The organism is Nocardioides jejuensis (assembly GCF_004337475.1).
In the GTDB taxonomy this organism is placed as follows: domain Bacteria; phylum Actinomycetota; class Actinomycetes; order Propionibacteriales; family Nocardioidaceae; genus Nocardioides; species Nocardioides jejuensis.
Genome location: NZ_SJZJ01000007.1, coordinates 97,339 through 116,200, shown reverse-complemented (window position 1 = coordinate 116,200; position 18,862 = coordinate 97,339). Strand labels below are relative to the sequence as shown.

Below are 18,862 nucleotides of genomic sequence, written 5' to 3'. Positions count from 1 at the left end.
GGAGGAAGGCAAGGGTTCACACGATCGGCACGAGCGCGAGGCGTGAGGGATCCGCCACGAGCCGCACGGCAGCGCCGACCGCAGGCGCGTCAGCGAGACCGCCCGAGGCAACCGCGTCGAGCACCCCGATCCCGCCGACATCGACCGAGAGGCGCAGCGTCTCCGGCGTCAGCCTGGCCTCGACCACGCGACCACGCAGCGGCCCGTCGGGATCCACCCGCAGGGCCGAACGCCGCAGGGCGACCGCCGACGCCGCCTCCGGGCTCGTGGCCGTCGAACCTGCCGGCAAGGTGGCCAGCACCCGGGCCGCTGCCTCCCCCGCCAGGACACTCGCATAGCCGAGGAACGCCGCCGCCTCGACGTCGACCGGGTGGCGCCAGACCTCGTCGAGCGTGCCCTGCTGCACGAGCCGCCCGTCACGGAGGAGCGCCATCCGGTCGGCCACGGCAAAGGCCTCCTCGTGGTCGTGCGTCACGAAGAGCGCGGTCGTGCCCGAGGCGCGCAGGATCTCGCGCAGGTCGCCGGCAAGCCGCTCGCGCAGCGTCAGGTCCAGGGCGGAGAGCGGCTCGTCGAGGAGCAGCAGCCGGGGCGACGTCGCGAGCGCGCGGGCCAGGGCGACGCGCTGGCGCTCGCCCCCCGACAACGTCGCGGGCGACCGGTCGCCGTAGCCGGAGAGGCCGACGAGCTCGAGGAGCTCCGCGACCCGGGCGCGGACCTGGCGCCGCGGCGTACGACGAAGACGGAGCGGGTAGCCGACGTTGTCTCCGACGGTGCGGTGAGCGAAGAGCCGGCCGTCCTGGAAGAGCAGTGCGAAGCCCCTCTTGTACGTCGGGACACCGGCGAGGTCACGGCCGTCCCAGGTGATCGCTCCCGACGCCACCGGTTCGAGCCCGGCGACGGCGCGCAGCAGGGTCGACTTGCCACATCCCGACGGGCCGAGGACCGCCAGCACCTCCCCCGCGCGCAGCTCGAGCGAGACGTCCTCCAGCGCAGGCCGCGCCGAGCCGGGGTAGGCGACGGAGACCGACGAGAGCGACAGCACGGTCAGAACCCTCCCACGCCCGGCACCCGCAGCCGCTCGACCGCGAGCAGGACCAGCGCGGTGAGTCCGGCCAGCACCAGCGACGCGGCGAGCGCCATGCCGTAGTGACCCGTCCCCGGGTGGCTGAGCAGCCGGTAGATGATCACCGGCAGCGTCGGAGCGTCCTCGCGGACCAGGAACGACGTGGCGCCGAACTCGCCGAGCGAGACCGCGAACGCGAAGCCGGCTGCGGCGAGCAGCGGCTTCCAGACGACGGCGAGGTCGATCGTCGCCAGCACGCGGAGCGGACCTGCGCCGAGCGACGCCGCCGCCTGACGCTGCCGGTCGTCGATGCCGGCGAGCACCGGCACGACCGTGCGCACCACGAGCGGCAGCGCGACTAGAGCCTGAGCAATCGGCACCAGCAGCGGCCAGGTGCGCAGGTCGATCGGCGGGTGGTCGAGGGTCACCAGGAAGCCGAAGCCGAGCGTCACCGCGGACACGCCGAGGGGAAGCATGAAGAGGCCGTCGAGGATGGCGCGGATCCGGCGTTCGGTGGCTGAGTGTGAGCGGCGCGTGACCAGCAGGGCGATCACGAGGCCCAGACCGACCGACATCCAGGTCGCGTCGAGCGCGGTCAGGAGCGAGTTGCGCAGCGCATCGGTGACCGGCACGACCCCGTCGCCGACGGTGCGCAGTGCCCGGAAGTTGTCGAGCGTCCACCGGCCCTCCACCCGGAGCGACCCGATGACAAGCGCGCCGAGCGGCAGCAGCACCAGCGCTCCGGCGCCCAGCGTCAGCGCCGCGGCAGGAAGGTCGCTGCGGTGCGGACGGCGCGGCGCGACCGGACGTCGGTCCACCGGCGCCGTCGCCCGCGCGCGGTGCGCGATGGCGAGAAGCACCGTGACCACGACCAGCTGCAGGATCGAGAGCGCCGCCGCTCCCTGGAGGTCGAACAGGTCGGTGGTGAGCAGGTAGATCTCGGTCTCGACGGTCGCGTAGCGGAGCCCGCCCAGGACCAGCACGAGGCCGAACGCGGTCGCACAGAAGAGGAAGACGACACTCGCCGCAGAGACGATCGCGGGCCGGAGCGCCGGCAGGGTGACGTCACGCAGGACCCGGACCGGGCCTGCCCCGAGCGCAGCGGCAGCCTCGCCCGACCGGGGATCGAGGGATTCCCACGCCGGCCCGACCGTGCGTACGACGACCGCAAGGTTGAAGAAGACGAGCGCCGCGATGATCGCGGCGGGCGTGCCGTGCCAACCGAGTCCACCGAGGAGGCCCTGCTCGGCGAAAAGGTTGTCGAAGGTGAGACCGACGACGACGGTCGGCAGCACGAAGGGCATGACCAGGACCAGCCGGAGCAGCCGTCGCCCCGGGAACCGAAGCCGGTAGCAGACGTAGGCCGCCGGCAGCCCGAGCAGAAGGGTCAGCGCCGTGCCGACCGCAGCGGACCAGACGGTGAACCACAGCACCCGGATCGTCCGCTCGTGGCGGAGCACCTCGAGCGCACCGGAGGCGTCGAACGAACCGTCGGGCCACAGGCCGAGCGCCAGCATCCCGCTGACCGGCAGCAGGAAGAAGAGGCCGAGGACCAGCAGCGGCCCGGCCGCCAGGCCGAGCAGCGCCGCCGGCCTCCCGACGGAACGGCTCAGCGGGTGGTGACGTCGCGCCACTCGGCCAGCCACTCCTGGCGGTGCTTCGCCAGTTCGTCGGCATCGAACGTGTAGACCCGGCTCGGCTGGTGGGCGTGCCGCGCCCAGTCGTCCGGTAGCGGCGTGCCCGTGGCGACCGGGAACATGTACATGCTGTCCGGCAGCGCGGCCTGGACCTCCGGCGAGATCAGGAAGTCGACCAGCTCACGCGCGCCCGCCGGGTTGGCCGCGTTGCTGAGCACGCCGGCGTACTCGATCTGCTGGATGCAGGTGTCGAGCAGGGCCGCCGTCGTCGACTCCCCCGTCTTCTGGTTGACCGTGAACGCCGGCGACGTGTCGTAGGAGACGACGATCGGACGCTTGCCGCCGCTCTCGCCCGCGGTGAAGCCGCCGTAGTAGGCGTCGCTCCAGTCCTTGGCGATGTCGGCACCGTTCTTGACCAGGCGCGACCAGTAGTCGGTCCAGTCGGCGCCGTACTGGTCCATCGTCGACAGCATGAAGAGGAGGCCGGTCGTGGACCCGGTGGCGCCGGGCAGCACGGTGAGGTCCTTGTACGCCGGAAGGGTGAGGTCCTCCAGCGTCGCCGGCGGCTCGATCTTGTGCTGCGCGAACCACGGCAGGTCGACGTTGACGCAGACCGCGCCGTGGTCGACAGGAGTCAGCCAGTCCTTGTCCGCGGCGCCCTTGAGCCGGTAGTGGGACGCGCCGTCGGGAAGCTCCGCCTCGTAGTCGGCGAAGACCCCCTGCTGCAGGTCGAACGCCGCCGCGCCGTTGTCGACTCCGTAGGCCACGTCGCCGAGCGGGTGGTCCTTGGTGAGCGCGAGCTGGTTGGGCAGGCCGTCCTCGATCTTGTCGACCTTGAGCTTGAGGCCCGTGTCGGTCTCGAACTTCTTCAGCAGCGCGGCCGGCAGCGCGAAGTCGCCGTGGGTCACCAGCGTGACGGTCGAGCCGGGCACGGCAGCCTCGCTCGCCACCGGCGTGCCACTCGTGCCCTGCGGGCTCTTCTCCTTGCCGACCAGGTTGCAGCCCGACAGCGCGAGGCTGGCAGCCGTGAGGACGGCGGCGGTGCTGACGGCGAGACGGCGGTCAAGGCGGGGCATGGAGGCTCCTTCAGGCGGTGTCGGCACAGGCTATCGCCGCGCTCCGACAACCCCGTCGGACACTCCGGACATCGGTCTTGAGGCCTGCCCACCCCAGGAGCAGACTGGAAGACGAGGGCGGGCCCGACCGCACGAGCTCTCCCCGCCAATCAGTGGAGATGGTTCTCGTGGACACACTCACGGCAGGTGCACGCGCTACCCACGACGTCCTGGCTGCTCGACTCGAACAGGCCGCCTCGACCGACCCGGAGCGCAACGATCCGCGGTCGCGCTACCCGGTGACCGACACGTTCCTCGCCAGTGCGAGTCGGCACGTCAACGCTGCCGTCGGCGTCCTGGTGCCCGCGGCCCGCAAGCGACTCCCCGACGGCGCCGAGCGCGGGCACGAGCTGGTCCGCCAGGCGCGTCGGCTCGAGGCAGCGATGGCGCAGGTGAAGGCGCGCCTGTACGGCTCGACGTACGCGATCGGGCGGACGTGGTCCTCGGTCTGGGACGACACCCGCACCGAGCTGGCCGCGATCCGGGAGCTCGAGGAAGCCCTCAGCCGCGACCTCGACCAGCACCGCCGTGACGGCGACCCCGACTGGAGCGAGCGGCTCTACAAGGCCGAGCTCCACGCTCCCACGCGTCCGCACCCGTACGTCCCCCACCAGGGCGTCGGCGGCCGACTGGCCCGGAAGGTGGCGCTGCGCGTCGACCTGTTCTGGGACATGGCCGAGGGGCGCATGGCACCGGAGCCGATCCGGCACCACGACCGCTCCCACGACGGGCTGATCGCCCAGTACCTCCTCGCCGACCCGCACTTCGACGACGACTGAGCGAGCGACCGGCGAGCTTGCTCGTCCGGGCCGCGAGCGAAGGAGGAGGCCCGAGCGAAGCTCGGGCACGAGGACGAGGTGAACTAGAAGGACACGTCCGGGTAGGCGATCTTCACGCAGTCGATGAACGACTTCGTCGCGGCGTTGTCGGTCAGTTTCGCCGTGAGCTGGCTGAGCATGACGTCGTGCGCGGCGGCCGGGTCGGCCTTGCCGACGCACGTCGCGACCTTCGCCCAGTCGGCGTCGCTCTTGCCGTACTTCGGCGCGACCGTCTGGACGCCCGCGCGGGTCACGCCGAGCATGTAGGCGTCGAGGTCGAGGCACGCGTCGAACGAGGCGATCCACTTCTCTGCCACGTCCACCGGCGCCGACATGGGCGCGTTGGCGTAGACGTAGGTGTTGTCGAGGACGCCGACGTTCATCAGGTCCTGGACGCTGAACTTCGTCATCAGGTCCGTGCCGATGCACTTCGCGTCGGAGGTGCTGACGAGCGGCTTCTGCTCCCCGCCCGGGTCGTTCTCCTTGTAGATGCCGCGCGCGAGCTCGACCGTGACGGTCGGCTTCATGTCGGCAGGGCTCGGGCTGACGACAGCCTGGGGCTTCTCGTCTCCGCAGCCGGCCAGCACGGCCGTGCCGAGGAGGACGGCGACGGTCGCGGAGCGGGTGATCTGACGGCGTACGACGGGGTGCACGTCCGCGAGCGTAGCCCCCGTTTCGCCACGCGGCCGCGCCATCCGTATACTTCTCCGCGTTGCCTTCGGGCACGGGCCGCCTTAGCTCAGCTGGTAGAGCAGCTCACTCGTAATGAGCAGGTCGTCAGTTCGAATCTGACAGGTGGCTCCAGATCGAGAACCCCGCCCCACCTGCAGGAACTCCTGCGAACCGGGCGGGGTTTTCGCTTGTCATTCGGACCCCCGGACCTCTGACGCACCCCCGGCGCACCCCAGCCCCCTGGAATCGGCATTCAGACGGTCGAGTCCTGCCCGGTCAGCACCGGTGCCGAGGTGGCGGATGTAGATGTTCGTCGTGCCGATCGAGGCGTGCCCCATCCACGCCTGGACGGTCGCCGGATCGACGCCCTTGTTGAGCCACAGGCATGCCGCGGTGTGCCGCAGGTCGTGGACGCGTCGGCCCTGTCCGGTGACGGGCCAGTTCGTGGTACGCCGGAACGGGGTGGCGTGCAGCTGGGCACCGGCATCGGTGGTGAAGAGCAGGTCGTTCGGCCCCTTCTCCATGGAGAACGCCTCAACGATCGACAGGATCCGGTCGGCGACCGGGACACGGCGGACCCGCCGCCCCTTGGTCTGTTTCACCCCGACTCCTTCCGGCGCGGCCCGTTCGACAACGAGCAACGGCAGCGGCACCCGGATGAAGTCGCGCACCCGGATCGCGCGCAGCTCCGACCAGCGCAGTCCGGTCCATCCCGCGACAAGCACCACGCGAGAGAGCTGCACGTTGCGCTCAGCGACGGCTGCGACGACCTCCTCGAGCTCGTCCTCCGAGAACGGGTACATCTCCACCGTCGGGCGGGTCTGCCGTGGCACCTTCGTCCGCGTGACCGGATTGGTGAGGATGATCCGCTCGCGGACGCACCAGCCGAAGAACGCCGACAGCGACGCACGGAACCGCTCGACCGAGGACTCCGCGAGGCCGCGTTGCGAGAGCGCGACCAGCGCCCGCTGCACCTCGCGATCGGTGATCGCAGAGACGTACATGGCACCGATCGCCACCGGCACCAGCCGGACCAGGTCCTTGTCCGAGCGATAGGTGCGCGCGGAGACCGACGCCTTGCGGACCTCGAGCCACTCCGGGAGCAGGTCGCGGACCCGTTGCCTGCCGGCCCGTGGGTCCACTCCCCCGGCGATCGCTGCCCGCTCCCGCATCACCCACGACACGGCTTCGCGCCGGGTGTCGAAGGTGCGCGAGGCGACCTGGGTGCGGCCGACCTTGACCTGCCCCCGCCAGCGGCCGTTGGGGGTCTTGCGGACGGTCACACCGACAATCCCTCGAGCCACGCCATCACGTCGTCCTCGCGGTAGCGGGGCGAGCCCTGGCTGATCCAGTAGACCTTCGGTCCGATGCCGGTTGCCCGCCAGCGCGACAGCGTCGACGGCGAGACCTGCAGCCGCTTGGCCACCTCGCTGGTGGTCAGCATGAACGTCAGGCCTTCTGCGCTTCCTTCTGGCTTCTTCATCACCGTGTTCCCTTCTCCGAGTTGTTGTGGGTGGTCCTGCGTTCCGCTGCTTCCTCGCGGGCGTACTCACGGGCGGCGGCCGCGGAGGCGATGGCAAGGGTGGTTTGGGCATCGTTGGCCCAGCCCGTGCCGGCGTACTGCCACTCGGCGATCACGACGGTCGTCTCGTCCTCGACGGCTTCCTTGGCGTAGAGCTCGGCCTCCCGGGCGGCGAGGTCCAGCACTTCGCCGGTTCGGCGGGCCTGCTCCTCGAGGATCCGGACCCGCTGCCGCGCACGGCGGAGTTGGGTGCGGGTGAGGCCCCAGACGTGGGACTTGCTGGCGAAGTGGCCGTGGTAGCCGAGCTCATGCGCCCACCGCGACATCTCGCCGTAGCGCGGCGGCGTCTCGCCTTGGGCGCGCCACTCTTCTGCGGCGTCGCGGGTCCGCTCGGCGAGCGCGTAGGCGGTGGCGCGGAGGCGCTGGAAGTGGTCGTTGTTCTTGGCGTCGTCGGAGGCTGCCTTGGAGGCGTATTTGGCGACGTACTTCGCGACCTGGTTTGCGGTGAGCGGTCCGTCGGGGTCGTCCTCGCGGTTGCCGGGGTGGACGGTGCGGACATCGATCTGGGCGCCGAAGGCGAGGACGCGGCGGACGTCGTCGGGTGTTGCGCCGGGCACCTCGAGCCGGACCGAGGCTGCGGCTTCCTTGATCAGCTCACCGAGGCCGGCGGCGTCAATGCCGGCCGGGGCGGGCTCGTAGCCGCGGGTGGTCTTGGGGCCGTCGAGGCGGATCAGTGCGTGGAAGTGGATCGCGCCGCGGGCCTGGAGCTCGGCGACCTTGCCGTACTGCACGCAGGCGTGCTTGGTGACCTTCGAGCCAGCGACCCCGAGGTGCTTGGCGACGGCGCGCTTGATGGCCATGTTGAACCGCTGCCACAGCTCCCCGGCGTGCCACTGCCAGATCAGGTGCGAGGTGTAGTCGTAGCAGTCGCGGCACAGCGGCTGCCCGAGGAGTTCGTCGTCCTCGGCGTGGTGACGGTGGCAGCCGAGCGGTCGGCCGTGCTCGCACTCACCGCGGCGGGGTCGGCAGGCCCCGGCGTCGCGCCGGCCATGGACTGCGCCGAAGGAGGGGGCGGTGAAGGTCGCGAAGACCATCGGGTTCTCAGCCACCCGGTCCGGGACGGTGCGGCCGCCGCAGATGCCGGTCTTGATCAGCCAGTAGGTGTCGCCGGCGTAGACCCACGCGCACGCGGGGCACTTCGACGTACGACGGTTGCCGCACGGGATGTAGACGACCCCGAGCTCCTGATCCTTGCTCGCAAACGACGCGACGACCTCGCCGGTAGCGGCGTCGACCCGCATCGAGGAGCCGACGAGCCGGACCGGGTGGGAGCAGCCACCGACCTTGGCCAGCGCATCGGCGAAGTCACCGACCGACTGGGAGCGGAGCTGCTCGAGGAACCGGTCCTGCTCGGCCCCGCTCAGTGCCGGGACGTCGGGGAGCGGTTCGCCGCCCAGGCCGGGTAACGCATCGGGCAGCAGTCGAGGCAGCAGGGAGATCACGTCACTGCGAGATCCAACGCCCATCGCGTGCCACCACCCTCCGAGTCGGGTTGCCGGGAATGCGCCAATACCGTGCACCCAGCCTGCGCTTAGCGCTACAGCGCACCCCCGAATCTCTTGCGGGGGTCCTCGCCCGTGTAGCAACACAGCGAGACGGTTTGAAACAGCAGCAAGCATCGTTAAGCAACAACCAGCGCCAACCAGTACCGATCGTGACCGGACGCGTCTGATCGATCTGCCTGTGGATAACCGCCCGATCGGCCTGGCAGGCGTCCCCCGTCGGCAATTTCATAAACCTAACGAAAGCGTTAGCATTATGAATATGGCTCAGCTCTCGGTACGACAGGCAGCTGAACGCCTCGGCGTCTCCGAGGGCCGCGTACGCCAGCGCATCGACGCCGGCCAGATCCGCGCCGAGAAGATCGGCGGCCGCTGGCTGGTCGACCTCCCCGCCGGGCCTGCGCCTCGCCCACAGCGCGGCCGACCCGTCGACCCCCGGTCGGTCTGGGCAAGCCTGCTCGAGCTCGACGTCGACCCGGTCGTCGACGACCCGGCATCCCGCGAGGCAGAGCCACTGCGCGAGCGCGCCGAACGGATCAGCGCCTCCTCCCGCTGGCGCGCTTCGGCACGCATTCGACGCGCGCTCGCCAACCGTGACCATGCGGACCTCTTCGCCTGGCTCAGCTGGCGCGGCGACCGGCTCCAGCTCTCGGCCGCGCCGGCAGACCTAGGCGGCCTTCGCGAGGATCCGCTTATCCTGCTCTCGGGACTGTCGGTGGAGCAGAGCTCCATAGAGGACATGTCGCTCGTCGAGGGGTACGTCGCCAGCCACGACGTCGAACCGCTGATCGCACGACACTGGCTCGAGGAACCGCGACCCGGGGAGCGGCCCAACGTGATCCTCCACGTTGCTCCCGAGCGCCCACTGCGCCTGAGCCGCCTCCTACTCGCGGCCGATCTGGCCGAACACGGCGGACCCCGCGAACTTGCCCGCGCGCACGACCTCGTCGACGAGGTCGTAGCCAATATCGGCAGCATCGCCTGATCGCCTTGCCCCCATTGCCCCCGCCCAGCGGCTGAGCGCCAGACCAACATCCGACGGACCGAGACACCAGAGGCCCCCACCTTTTGGCGGGGGCCTCTCGTGCGCGACCGACTAGCTACTGGATGCGAGTAAGGGTGGGTGCCGATGCGGGCAGCAGGATGCTGACCTGGAGGAATGCAGTCAGCACACCGACCGCAAGCAGGGCCAACCGGACCTTGAGCGGAGCCGATCGAAAGGTGGTTACGACCGACACCGCTGCAACGGCAAGTCCCCCGCCTGGCAGCATCGACCCGGCCAAGATCCCTAGGCCCCAGAGGGCAACGGTCAGCAGCCCGGGTGCGCGCCTATTGGTCACGGCAGACATCGTGATCCCTCAATCCTTGTGCGAGTAGCACTCGCCGGACGGATAGCAGTTCACGTGGATCATATCGACTCGGCTCATGGGGAATCCCTTGAAGAACAAGGACCGCTTGAACTTGTAGTACTCCGAGATCGGATGTCCCCACTGGCTGTAGAGGTCGTCGCGATAGACCTCATCGCAGCGCACGGTCGAGATCGAGGCGCCGTACGAGTACACCTCGCCACAATTGTGGTATCCCCGCTTGCCGTACATGGTCTTGTCTGACCAGACGCGTCCATCCGCGTCATAGTAGGCCTTCACCTCGTGCTCGACCTTCCACGTGTTGGTCTTACCGTGGGTCGACTGGGCGTAGACAACCGCGGCCACTGGGTGGTTCCGAGACGCGTAGGCCAGAGACGTGCCATCGCGCGCGGTGAGCCGAGCTTCCGACGGTGTGAAATCGTTAGTCAGCGTCGAGGTCGCGGATGTGTCGACCGTGTACGTGCACTCGTCGCGCACGAACTGCTGATAGTCGGGGTCCGACTTGTCTCCGGCGTAGTCGGTTGAGTCGATGCACTCCTGGTCGGCAGGCAAGTCAACCGTGGTCGATGCAGGGACACCATGGGAGGGATCCACATTGCCTGCCTCGGAGGCCTCGGGTGCCGGCGGGTCCACGAATCCGTCCCGAACGAAGTAGCCCTGGGCTGCAATGCGAACAAGCACTGAATCAGGGCTCGAGTTGGAGATCTCAAAGCGCGTACCGTCAGGATCGGTGCCGATAAGTGCGGTCGTCGAAATGCCCGCCGAGGGCGACATCGTGCCGTTCCAGGACAGGTTCGTGCTGCTGATCGCCTGATCTGCAGTAGGCGACACACTCACGCCGCCAGCGCCACCCCAGTTGAGGACAGTCACCGTTCCGGCGATCGTACCGAGCGAACCGTCCGTCGGTAGGCCGCCCATGCCCTCAGGACTAATGAATAGCTTCTGCCCTGCGGGGATGATCGTGTCCGAAATCAGGCCCTGCGCCAGCGGCTTGAATCCACCCCCTCCAGTCCCGCTGCCCTCGAAATAGCCTTCGACGTCGATGTAGATGTACGGGGATGCACCTACCGTCGCGTTGCGGACGCGAAGCTTTCCGGTCGACGAAAGCTTGATCGTGACTCCTGAGTCGGTCCAACCGGACCCCTGGAAGTTCACAGCGGCAGGCAGGGTGGAAATATCGGTACCGCCAGGGCCTAGCCTCAGGCCGCCGTCGGCACCTCCGCCGCCGCCCACCTTGACATTGGCGAACACTGCGGTGGCGGTCGAAGGAATCTGACCACCGGTCACCTGGACGTCGTAGTCCTTGTTCGCCACAAGGTTCGTGTCGCTAATGCCGAGCTGCCCCGAATCGACCACTCGAACAAACGGCGCCACGGGCGTAAAGCCACCCGTCGTGGAACTGTCCGACGTAGACGTGAAGTAGCCCTGGACATCAATGTTGTACTTGGCGGCGCCACTCTGGTTCCACATCGAGATCTTGCCGGAAGGCCCCACCGGGACGATGACGGTGTTACTGCGGTCCATCGAAGGGCCAAACCGCAGCATCGTGGCCGAGGGCATCGAGGCGTCGTAGTTCCATACCCGGATGCCCGAGTCGGCCGTCGCATCGAAGACAGCGACGTCAACAACGACGGCCGACACGTCGCTGGTGGGGATTCCTCCCTTCCCAAGGATCTGGTACGAGCGGGTGACACCTGCGCCGATTGGGGTCGAGTATCCGCCTGTACCGTCCGACGTGTAGGCCAGCCGGAAGGCGGTGATAGGCCGGAATCCGCCGCCTGCAGACGCCAGCGCCTCCGCGGGACGCGCGGAGACTCCAACCAATACCAAAGCAGCGAAAGCCAGCAGAGCAGTGGCGATCCTCGCCAATGTTGTTCTCAAGTCAGTACATCCGATTCGTCACATAAGTAAGGACCCGCCGACGACGGGCCCGACGGGAAAGACGCGACATAATTGCATGTGCCATGGGATGCACGTGACGGAATATCAAGAGTGAGCGACACTTGGTGTTGCCGGCTCAAGCTTCCAGAGGCGGAGCGGGGCCGTCGCGCCGGCCTGCAACGCTCGTGATGGCGGGCACCCGCCTCGCACCAGCAACGAATCGGACTGCGCCGGCATACCACCTGTCAAGCGGAGTCAGGCAGCACACGAGCCGTGTCTTACTCGGAGTCCGCGACTCGGAGTGCGGGCGGTTAAGAACTTCCTCTCCTTGGTCAAGGGCGCGCCTGCGGCGCGCCGCGGGGCGGGGCCCCGCGCTCCGGGCATGCGGGCTGGCGCCCGGTCCCTCCGCGCACCCCACCCCTCAGGGCTGGTGACGACGGAGACCAGGCGCCAGCTCAGACCACTTCGCCCCAGCGGTCACGGTCCGCTCAGATCACCACCGCGGAAGACGACGTGCGACACCTCCGGGGCCGCCCCGAAGCCTCACCCTCCGCGGCGTACCCGACCTCGATTTCATGCACCCCCGGCGCACCCCAGACCCCGGGAGCCAGCGCATCACACGCACGCCGAAGGCCGGCGCCTTCCGCTCAACTTAAGGCTCCGGACGGTCTCGTAATGAGCAGGTCGTCAGTTCGAATCTGACAGGTGGCTCCACGACGAAGCCCCGTCCACCGGACGGGGCTTCGTGCATTTCTGCTCAGCAGGCGCGGATCGCGGCGCCCTCCCGAGCGCAGAGCCCCTGGTAGTCGTAGTAGACCGCTCCGCTGCGCGCATGCCCCTCGGCAGCAACGAGGCCGGAGTTGTCCATGCATCCGTCGTACGGCGAGGGCAGGGTCTTGCCGGGCCGCCAGATCGTCGAGCAGTCGTCGGAGGTCTCGTCGATCGGCGTCGGGATGACGTACTTGCTGGGCTCGGCGGTGATCGTCAGGGCCGGCTCCTCGCTCGGGACCTCCGGCGGGGGCGGGATGTCGGTCGGGATGTCCGTGGCCGACTTCGCGAGCTCTTCGGCCGCCTTGGCCAGGGCGTTGTCGGGCGACGCGCTGCTGCCTGCGGCAGTCGGACCGGCGGAGGACGCCGTGTCGCCCGTGTCGGCACCGCAGGCCGACAGGGCGAAAACGAGGAGGGTCCCGAGAAGCAGCATGCGCATGCGACGAGCGTACGGAGATGGGCCTCGCGGGAGAAGCGCGCCGACACAGGCGGCCGTGAACAACTTTGGAAAAGATGTCTTGTTTCTAACAAGTCATCGTGTTTTCATGAGTGGCCCCCGTCACACAAGGAGATTCGATGAAGCTTTTCGCCCGCCTTCTGGTCACCGTCGGCCTGGTCGCCACTGCCGGCCTGACAGCCCCCGCCGCCCAGGCCGCGACGTCGTCCGGCGTCAACGACTGGTCGTGCAAGCCGTCGGTTGCCCACCCCGATCCCGTGATCCTCTGGCACGGCATGGGGACCAACTCGGACACCAACTTCGCGCTGCTCGCACCGCAGCTGCAGCAGGCCGGTTACTGCGTCTTCCACAAGACGTACGGCACGACGTACTACGGCTCCTACTCCGGCGGACTCGCCTCGATGCGCACCAGCGCCGGCGAGCTGCGGGACTTCGTCACCAAGGTCCGCACCACCACGGGCGCGCCCAAGGTCGACATCGTGGGCCACTCCGAGGGCACCACCGTCCCGGCTTACTACCTGAAGTTCCTGGGCGGCGGCGCGGTCGTCAACCGCTTCGTCGGCTTTGGCTCGAACTTCCAGGGCACCAGCCTCAACGGCCTGCAGACCCTCGCCGACCTCACCGGCTTCCGGTCGATCCTCGACGCCGGCGGCTGCATCGCGTGCAACGAGTACGCGCCGAACTCCAGCTTCATCACCGACCTGAACGCCGGCGGCGTGACTGTTGCCGGCCCGACGTACACCTCGATCGTCAGCCAGTACGACACCGTCGTGACGCCCTACACCAGCGGCATCCTCGCTCCGGCGCCGAACGTCACCAACATCGTGCTCCAGGACGTCTGCTCGAGCGACTTCTCCGGGCACGTCGGCCAGGCCACCGACCCCAATGTCTTCGCCCTCGTGAAGAACGCCCTGGACCCGGCCAACGCCCAGCCCGTGCAGTGCATCCCCATGCCGTTCTACGGCTGACCCCCTGACCGAAGGCTGCCCCGGCTCCACGAGCAGACCCCCATCGCCGGGGTAGCCTTCGCCCTGTCATGACCACCGCCCCGCGCCCCCGGATCATCCGCGGCCTCGATGCCGAGCAGCGGAAGGCGTCGCGACGCCAGGCGCTGCTCGACGCAGGGCTCGATCTCTTCCCCCAGCAGGGTTTCGCCAAGACCTCGATCGAGCAGCTCTGCCAGCACGCGTACGTCGGCACGAAGGCGTTCTACGAGACCTTCGCGAGTCGCGACGAGCTCTACGAGGCGCTGCTGCGGAGCATCTCCGACCGGGTCTTCGGCGAGCTCGCCCAGGTCGCGACCGAGGGCGGCAGCGAGGAGGAGCTGGCCCCGCGGATCCTCTCGGCTTTCGCGCACGCGTTCGTCGACGACGTCCGGTTCGCCCAGGTGACCTTCGGGGCGGGCAGCGCGATCACTCCGGAGGCGGAGCTCCAGCGACGAGCCAACCGCCAGACGGCGGCCGCCTTCGTCGAGGGGCTCTGGGCACAGTTCGGCAACCCGTCCCGGCCGGAGGACGACGGCGTCGCCATCGGGCTGATCGGCGGTCTGTTCGACGTCATCGCGCACTGGGTGCGCGATCTCGGCGACGAGGCACCCACTGCGAGCACGGTGGACCTGCTGGTCACCCGCATGGTCAACCTGTACCGGGTCATCGCTGCCGGGCGCCAGCGCGGTCTCTGAGCGCTGACCCACTGCCAGGTCAGGCCGGAGCGTCAGGCGCCGCCGACTGCCGCGTGGATCTCGGAGAGCTGGACCTGCATCGCCGGCAGTTCATCGAGCAGCACCATGCGCTCCTCGAGCACCTCGAGCAGGCCCTGCACCTTCAGCAGCGTCTGCTCGGTGCGACCCAGGAGGCCCTCGACATTGCCGAGCAGGCCGTGGACGTCGACGAGCCGGCCGTCGACGGAGACAAGGGTCTGGCCGACCTGGCCGAGCATGTCGTCGGCGCTGCGCAGCGTCCGGTTGGCGTTCTTGAGGATGTCGCCGACCGGATTGAGCGCCATCAGCCGATGCCGATCAGGTGGAGCGGCCAGAACAGGATCGCCCACAGGAACTGGAAGATGCTGAGGATCGTCAGCGTGCTCGTGGGCTCGGCGCCGGTGGCGTCCATCCAGAGGATCCCGATGACCACGTAGGCCACGATCGCGAGCATCAGCAGGGTCGTCGCCGGCCCGCTGACGACGTCGGGGGCGTCGGCCGCCCGGGTGGCAGGTTCGGTGTTCATGATTACTACCATAGAGTAGTAATCATGAACACGCTACCCTCCCTCCGATGAGCAGCCACGAGGAGAAGCGCAAGCGCCGGCCGTATGCCGCGCGCATGCCCGTCGAGCAGCGACGCACCGAGCTGCTCGACGCTGCGCTGCGTGTCGTGGCGCGCGACGGCTACGGCGCACTGACGGCCCAGGCCATCGCTGCCGAGGCCGGCGTGACCAAGCCGGTCCTCTACGGAGCGTTCGAGACACTGCCCGCGCTGCTGGAGTCGTTGCTCGACCGCGAGGAGGGCAAGGCGATGGGCCAGCTCACCTCGGTGCTGCCGTTCATGATCTTCGGCGACCCCTCGACGCTCGCCGCCCGGATCACCAAGGCCTGGGCCGACGCCGTCCGCCGGGAGCCGGTCACGTGGCGACTGATCCTGGCCGGCGACGGCTCGGCCCCCGCCGCGCTGACCGCCCGCATCGAGCGGGCGCGGGCAGCCCTGCGCGCGCAGGTGGCCTCGCTCATCGCGACCTACATCCCCGCCGAGAAGGCCGACCCCGCCATCCTGGCCCGTGCGCTGATCGCCACCGCGGAAGACTTCGGCCGCCTGCTGGTGTCGACGCCGGAGCAGGTCGACGTCGAGCGGCTCGCCTCGACGGTGCAGGCGCTGGTCACGGGTGTCGTCCGCGGCACGCGCGCCTGACCGCCCGCGTCCTCAGCGCGGGTAGATCTCCACCTCGTTCGCCTTCACGACGAAGACCACCTCGCTGCCCGGCGCGAGTCGCAGCTCGGCAGCCGCCTGCGGGGTGACCAGTGCGCTCAGACGACCGGCAAGCACGCGGATCTGGTCAGCGGACGGCTCGATGGCGGTGACCGTCACCGGCCAGGCGTTACGCGGCGAACCCGCCGGCGCCTCGGCGTACACCGAGACTGCGGAGGGCCGGAACGCCGCCACGGCGTCGTCGCCGTCGACGAGCCCGTCGTGGGCCGAGCCGGAGACACTCCGCTCCCCCACGAGTACGCCGGAGGCCCACTGCCCCGCGACCAGGTTGAGGCCGGCGACCCGCGCAGCGAACGCGGACCGTGGCCGCGCGAGGACCTCGGTGGTCGGGCCGTCCTCCACGACACGACCGCCTTCGAGCACGACCACGCGGTCAGCCAGGAGCAGCGCATCGAGCACGTCGTGGGTCGCGATCACGGCCGTGCGGTCGCGCAGCACCTCGCGCAACAGCTGACGCAGTGCCGGCCGCGCGTCGACGTCGAGCGCAGCCATGGGCTCGTCGAGCAGGAGGACCGCCGGATCGGCGGCGAGCGCGCGGGCGATGGCGACCCGTTGCGCCTGGCCGCCGGAGAGCTGGCCCGGCTTGCGGCGCCGCAGGTCGGTGCAGCCGACGCGCTCGAGCCATGCCTCCGCGAGGCGGCGCGCCTCGGCGCGGCGCACCCCGTGGGCCTGCGGACCGAAGGCGACGTTGGCCGCCACGGAGAGATGCGGGAAGAGCAGCGCATCCTGGGCGAGCAGCCCGATGCCCCTGTCGTACGGCGCCACCCAGGTGGTGCCGTCGGCGAGGGAACGGTCCCCCAGCGCCACCCGCGACGCACCGTCGCGCAGGGCGCCCGCAACGACGCCGAGGAGGGTCGACTTGCCCGCGCCATTGGGACCAAGGAGCGCCACCGTCTCCCCCGGCTCGATCCGCAGCGCGAGCCGCACGTCGCGATCCGCGACGTCGAGCTCGACCTGCAACGCGCCGCTCACCAGGCGCTCCGGTCACGACGGGCGACGACGATGATCACGACCGCCACCGCCATCAGCAGCACCGACAGCGCCACCGCAGCATCCGGGTCGACCTCGCGCTGCAGGTAGATCTCCAGCGGCAGGGTGCGGGTGACCCCCTGGAGCGACCCGGCGAACGTGATCGTCGCCCCGAACTCACCCAGCGCGCGCGCAAAGGCGAGCACGGCGCCCGAGACCAGTCCCGGCAGGACCAGCGGGAGCGTCACCCGGAAGAGGACCCGTGTGGGGCGCGCGCCCAGGCTTGCAGCGACCGACTCGTAACGCCGACCGGCGGTGCGCAGGGCCCCTTCGAGGCTGGTCACCAGGAACGGCAGCGCCACGAAGGTCTGCGCCAGGACCACCGCGATCGTGGAGAACGCCACCTGCACCCCGGCCACCTCGAGCGCGTGACCCATCAGACCGCGCCGGCCGAACGTCGCCAGCAGCGCGATACCGCCGACCACGGGCGGCAGGACCAGCGGGACGAGCACGCCGGCCCGCAGCAGCCCGAGGCCGCGGAAGCTGGAGCGCGCGAGCACCAGCGCCATCGGCGTACCAAGGAGGAGACAGAGGAGCGTGCTGGCAGCGGCGGTCCGCAGGCTCAGCCACAGCGCGACGCGCGCCGATTCGCTCGTGACCAGGCCGCCGAAATCGCTCCACGGCACCTTGGCCAGCAGCGCGACCAGCGGCAGCAGCACGAGCAGGCCGCCGGCCGCGGCGGGCACCCACGCCCACCGCGGCACCGACGGCTCGCCCGTGCGCATGCTCAGGCCTTGCCGAAGCCAGCAGCCGCGAGCACCTTCTGGCCCTCGGCGCCCGTGACCAGCGCGACCCACGCGGCGGCGAGATCGGCGTTCTTCGATCCGTCCAGTGCGGCGATCGGGTAGGTGTTCACGGCATTGACCTTGCCGGGGATCTCGATGCCGACGACCTTGTCACCGGCCGCCTTCACGTCGGTGACGTAGACCAGACCCGCATCGGCGTCGCCCGCCTCGACCTTGCCGAGCACGTCGGCCACCGACTGCTCCTCGCTGACCGGCTTCCAGTCGAGCTTCGCATTGGTCTCGACCGTCGCAGCGGCCGCGCCGCACGGCACCTCGGGGGCGCAGGTGACCAGCTGGACGCCCTTCGTGGTCAGGTCCGCGAGCGTGCGCACGTGTGCGGGGTTGTCCGTGGGGACCGCGATCTCGAGGGTGTTCGTGGCGAAGGCGGCCGGCGCGAGAGCCGTACCGATCAGCTTCTGCATGTTCTTGGTGTCGGCCGAGGCGAAGACGTCGGCCGGCGCGCCCTGCTGGATCTGCGCCACGAGGTCGGAGGAGCCGGCGAAGTTGAAGCTCAGCTTCACGCCCTTGTGGTCGGCCTCGAACTCGGTGGCGAGCTGCTCGAAGACCGTCTTGAGCGACGAGGCCGCGTAGACGGTGAGCGTCGTGCTCTCGTCCTTCTTCGTGTCGCTGCCGCAGGCGGCGAGGCTGCCGGCAAGCAAGGTGGTGGCAGCGATGGCGGTGATGGAGCGGAGGCTTGTGCGGGGTCCCCGCGGAAGCGCGAGCGCAGCGAGCGGTTCTGTGGGGTGCGTGTTCATGCCATTCCTTCGTGGGCCTCGATGACGACGTTCGTCGACTTGATGGAAGCGACCGCGAGCGAGCCCCGCTCGAGGCCGAGGTCCCGTACCGCTTCGCTGCTCATCAGCGAGACCACGCGGAACGGACCGCACTGCAGCTCGACCTGGGCCATGACCGTGTCGAGGGTGATGTCGGTGACCAGCCCGACGAAACGGTTGCGCGCCGAGCTCATGCCCGGCACCCCCGGCTGCTGGGCATGGTCGCGCGCGACCATCGCCACCTCGTAGCCATCGACGACCTTGCGCCCGGCGTCGTCGACGCGGGCCTCGAGCAGACCGCGGTCGACCCAGCGGCGCACGGTGTCGTCGCTGACTCCCAGATGGGCGGCGGCGTCCTTGATTCGCAAATGCGGCATGGATGCAGGGTAGAGCACCGCAGATGCCGACAGCGTTACGGGATTCGCACCCTCAT

Annotated in this window: 20 protein-coding genes and 1 tRNA gene; 6 read left to right on the top strand and 15 right to left on the bottom strand. The window is 69.5% G+C overall.

Annotation, left to right across the window (positions count from 1 at the left end; all coding sequences use genetic code 11):
* Nucleotides 1-16 precede the first annotated feature (16 nt).
* The 3 genes from EPD65_RS06435 to EPD65_RS06425 are packed head-to-tail and all read right to left on the bottom strand — an operon-like array spanning nt 17 to nt 3,776.
* Nucleotides 17-1,042 (bottom strand): ABC transporter ATP-binding protein, encoded by a 1,026-nt coding sequence (locus tag EPD65_RS06435; protein ID WP_131582337.1) that lies wholly within the window; start codon nt 1,040-1,042, stop codon nt 17-19.
* A gap of 2 nt (nt 1,043-1,044) precedes the next feature.
* A complete protein-coding gene (locus tag EPD65_RS06430; protein ID WP_243640479.1) occupies nt 1,045-2,697 on the bottom strand; it encodes an ABC transporter permease in 1,653 nt (550 codons plus the stop codon).
* The gene (locus EPD65_RS06425) at nt 2,673-3,776 is read right to left on the bottom strand and encodes a thiamine ABC transporter substrate-binding protein (RefSeq protein WP_131582335.1); all 1,104 of its coding nucleotides are present in this window, start codon (nt 3,774-3,776) and stop codon (nt 2,673-2,675) included. Before EPD65_RS06425 ends, EPD65_RS06430 begins: the two co-directional genes overlap by 25 nt.
* A gap of 167 nt (nt 3,777-3,943) precedes the next feature.
* Between EPD65_RS06425 and EPD65_RS06420 the strand changes: the two genes are divergently transcribed.
* A complete protein-coding gene (locus EPD65_RS06420) occupies nt 3,944-4,594 on the top strand; it encodes a hypothetical protein (RefSeq protein WP_131582333.1) in 651 nt (216 codons plus the stop codon).
* Between the two features lie 83 nt (nt 4,595-4,677).
* Here EPD65_RS06420 and EPD65_RS06415 read toward each other — a convergent pair whose 3' ends face one another.
* A complete protein-coding gene (locus tag EPD65_RS06415) occupies nt 4,678-5,286 on the bottom strand; it encodes a hypothetical protein (protein WP_131582331.1) in 609 nt (202 codons plus the stop codon).
* Between the two features lie 75 nt (nt 5,287-5,361).
* Here EPD65_RS06415 and EPD65_RS06410 point away from each other — a divergent pair.
* Nucleotides 5,362-5,437 (top strand) — tRNA-Thr (locus tag EPD65_RS06410).
* Between the two features lie 59 nt (nt 5,438-5,496).
* On the opposite strand, the gene EPD65_RS06405 is transcribed toward EPD65_RS06410, so the two are convergent.
* The 3 genes from EPD65_RS06405 to EPD65_RS06395 are packed head-to-tail and all read right to left on the bottom strand — an operon-like array spanning nt 5,497 to nt 8,329.
* Nucleotides 5,497-6,588, bottom strand: a complete 1,092-nt coding sequence (locus EPD65_RS06405) for a tyrosine-type recombinase/integrase (protein ID WP_131582329.1) — start codon at nt 6,586-6,588, stop codon at nt 5,497-5,499.
* Entirely contained in the window at nt 6,585-6,788 is a 204-nt protein-coding gene (locus EPD65_RS06400; RefSeq protein ID WP_243640478.1) for a helix-turn-helix transcriptional regulator, read from the bottom strand. Before EPD65_RS06400 ends, EPD65_RS06405 begins: the two co-directional genes overlap by 4 nt.
* Nucleotides 6,788-8,329, bottom strand: a complete 1,542-nt coding sequence (locus tag EPD65_RS06395; RefSeq protein WP_131582327.1) for a replication initiator — start codon at nt 8,327-8,329, stop codon at nt 6,788-6,790. The genes EPD65_RS06400 and EPD65_RS06395 overlap by 1 nt, the downstream gene beginning before the upstream one ends.
* A gap of 322 nt (nt 8,330-8,651) precedes the next feature.
* Here EPD65_RS06395 and EPD65_RS06390 point away from each other — a divergent pair, with 322 nt between their 5' ends.
* Nucleotides 8,652-9,374, top strand: coding sequence for a helix-turn-helix domain-containing protein (locus EPD65_RS06390; RefSeq protein WP_165872908.1), 723 nt, complete (start codon nt 8,652-8,654; stop codon nt 9,372-9,374).
* A 373-nt stretch (nt 9,375-9,747) separates the two neighbouring features.
* Here EPD65_RS06390 and EPD65_RS06385 read toward each other — a convergent pair whose 3' ends face one another.
* On the bottom strand, nt 9,748-11,625 hold the full coding sequence (locus tag EPD65_RS06385; RefSeq protein ID WP_131582325.1) for a hypothetical protein: 1,878 nt from the start codon (nt 11,623-11,625) through the stop codon (nt 9,748-9,750).
* A gap of 769 nt (nt 11,626-12,394) precedes the next feature.
* Nucleotides 12,395-12,844, bottom strand: a complete 450-nt coding sequence (locus EPD65_RS06380; RefSeq protein ID WP_131582324.1) for a hypothetical protein — start codon at nt 12,842-12,844, stop codon at nt 12,395-12,397.
* 137 nt (nt 12,845-12,981) lie between these two features.
* Here EPD65_RS06380 and EPD65_RS06375 point away from each other — a divergent pair, with 137 nt between their 5' ends.
* Entirely contained in the window at nt 12,982-13,830 is an 849-nt protein-coding gene (locus EPD65_RS06375; protein ID WP_131582323.1) for an esterase/lipase family protein, read from the top strand.
* Between the two features lie 68 nt (nt 13,831-13,898).
* A complete protein-coding gene (locus tag EPD65_RS06370) occupies nt 13,899-14,543 on the top strand; it encodes a TetR/AcrR family transcriptional regulator (protein ID WP_131582322.1) in 645 nt (214 codons plus the stop codon).
* A gap of 32 nt (nt 14,544-14,575) precedes the next feature.
* Here EPD65_RS06370 and EPD65_RS06365 read toward each other — a convergent pair whose 3' ends face one another.
* The gene (locus tag EPD65_RS06365; protein ID WP_131582321.1) at nt 14,576-14,866 is read right to left on the bottom strand and encodes a hypothetical protein; all 291 of its coding nucleotides are present in this window, start codon (nt 14,864-14,866) and stop codon (nt 14,576-14,578) included.
* The gene (locus EPD65_RS06360; RefSeq protein ID WP_131582320.1) at nt 14,866-15,087 is read right to left on the bottom strand and encodes a hypothetical protein; all 222 of its coding nucleotides are present in this window, start codon (nt 15,085-15,087) and stop codon (nt 14,866-14,868) included. Before EPD65_RS06360 ends, EPD65_RS06365 begins: the two co-directional genes overlap by 1 nt.
* 47 nt (nt 15,088-15,134) lie before the next feature.
* Between EPD65_RS06360 and EPD65_RS06355 the strand changes: the two genes are divergently transcribed.
* On the top strand, nt 15,135-15,764 hold the full coding sequence (locus EPD65_RS06355; RefSeq protein WP_131582319.1) for a TetR/AcrR family transcriptional regulator: 630 nt from the start codon (nt 15,135-15,137) through the stop codon (nt 15,762-15,764).
* Nucleotides 15,765-15,776: 12 nt separating this feature from the next.
* Here the strand turns inward: EPD65_RS06355 and EPD65_RS16550 are convergent, their stop codons facing one another.
* The 4 genes from EPD65_RS16550 to EPD65_RS06335 are packed head-to-tail and all read right to left on the bottom strand — an operon-like array spanning nt 15,777 to nt 18,806.
* Entirely contained in the window at nt 15,777-16,814 is a 1,038-nt protein-coding gene (locus EPD65_RS16550; RefSeq protein WP_131582318.1) for a sulfate/molybdate ABC transporter ATP-binding protein, read from the bottom strand.
* Nucleotides 16,811-17,596, bottom strand: a complete 786-nt coding sequence (locus EPD65_RS16545; protein ID WP_131582317.1) for an ABC transporter permease — start codon at nt 17,594-17,596, stop codon at nt 16,811-16,813. Before EPD65_RS16545 ends, EPD65_RS16550 begins: the two co-directional genes overlap by 4 nt.
* A 2-nt stretch (nt 17,597-17,598) precedes the next feature.
* Entirely contained in the window at nt 17,599-18,411 is an 813-nt protein-coding gene (gene modA, locus EPD65_RS06340) for a molybdate ABC transporter substrate-binding protein (RefSeq protein WP_131582316.1), read from the bottom strand.
* The gene (locus EPD65_RS06335) at nt 18,408-18,806 is read right to left on the bottom strand and encodes a TOBE domain-containing protein (RefSeq protein WP_131582315.1); all 399 of its coding nucleotides are present in this window, start codon (nt 18,804-18,806) and stop codon (nt 18,408-18,410) included. Before EPD65_RS06335 ends, modA begins: the two co-directional genes overlap by 4 nt.
* Nucleotides 18,807-18,862 lie beyond the last annotated feature (56 nt).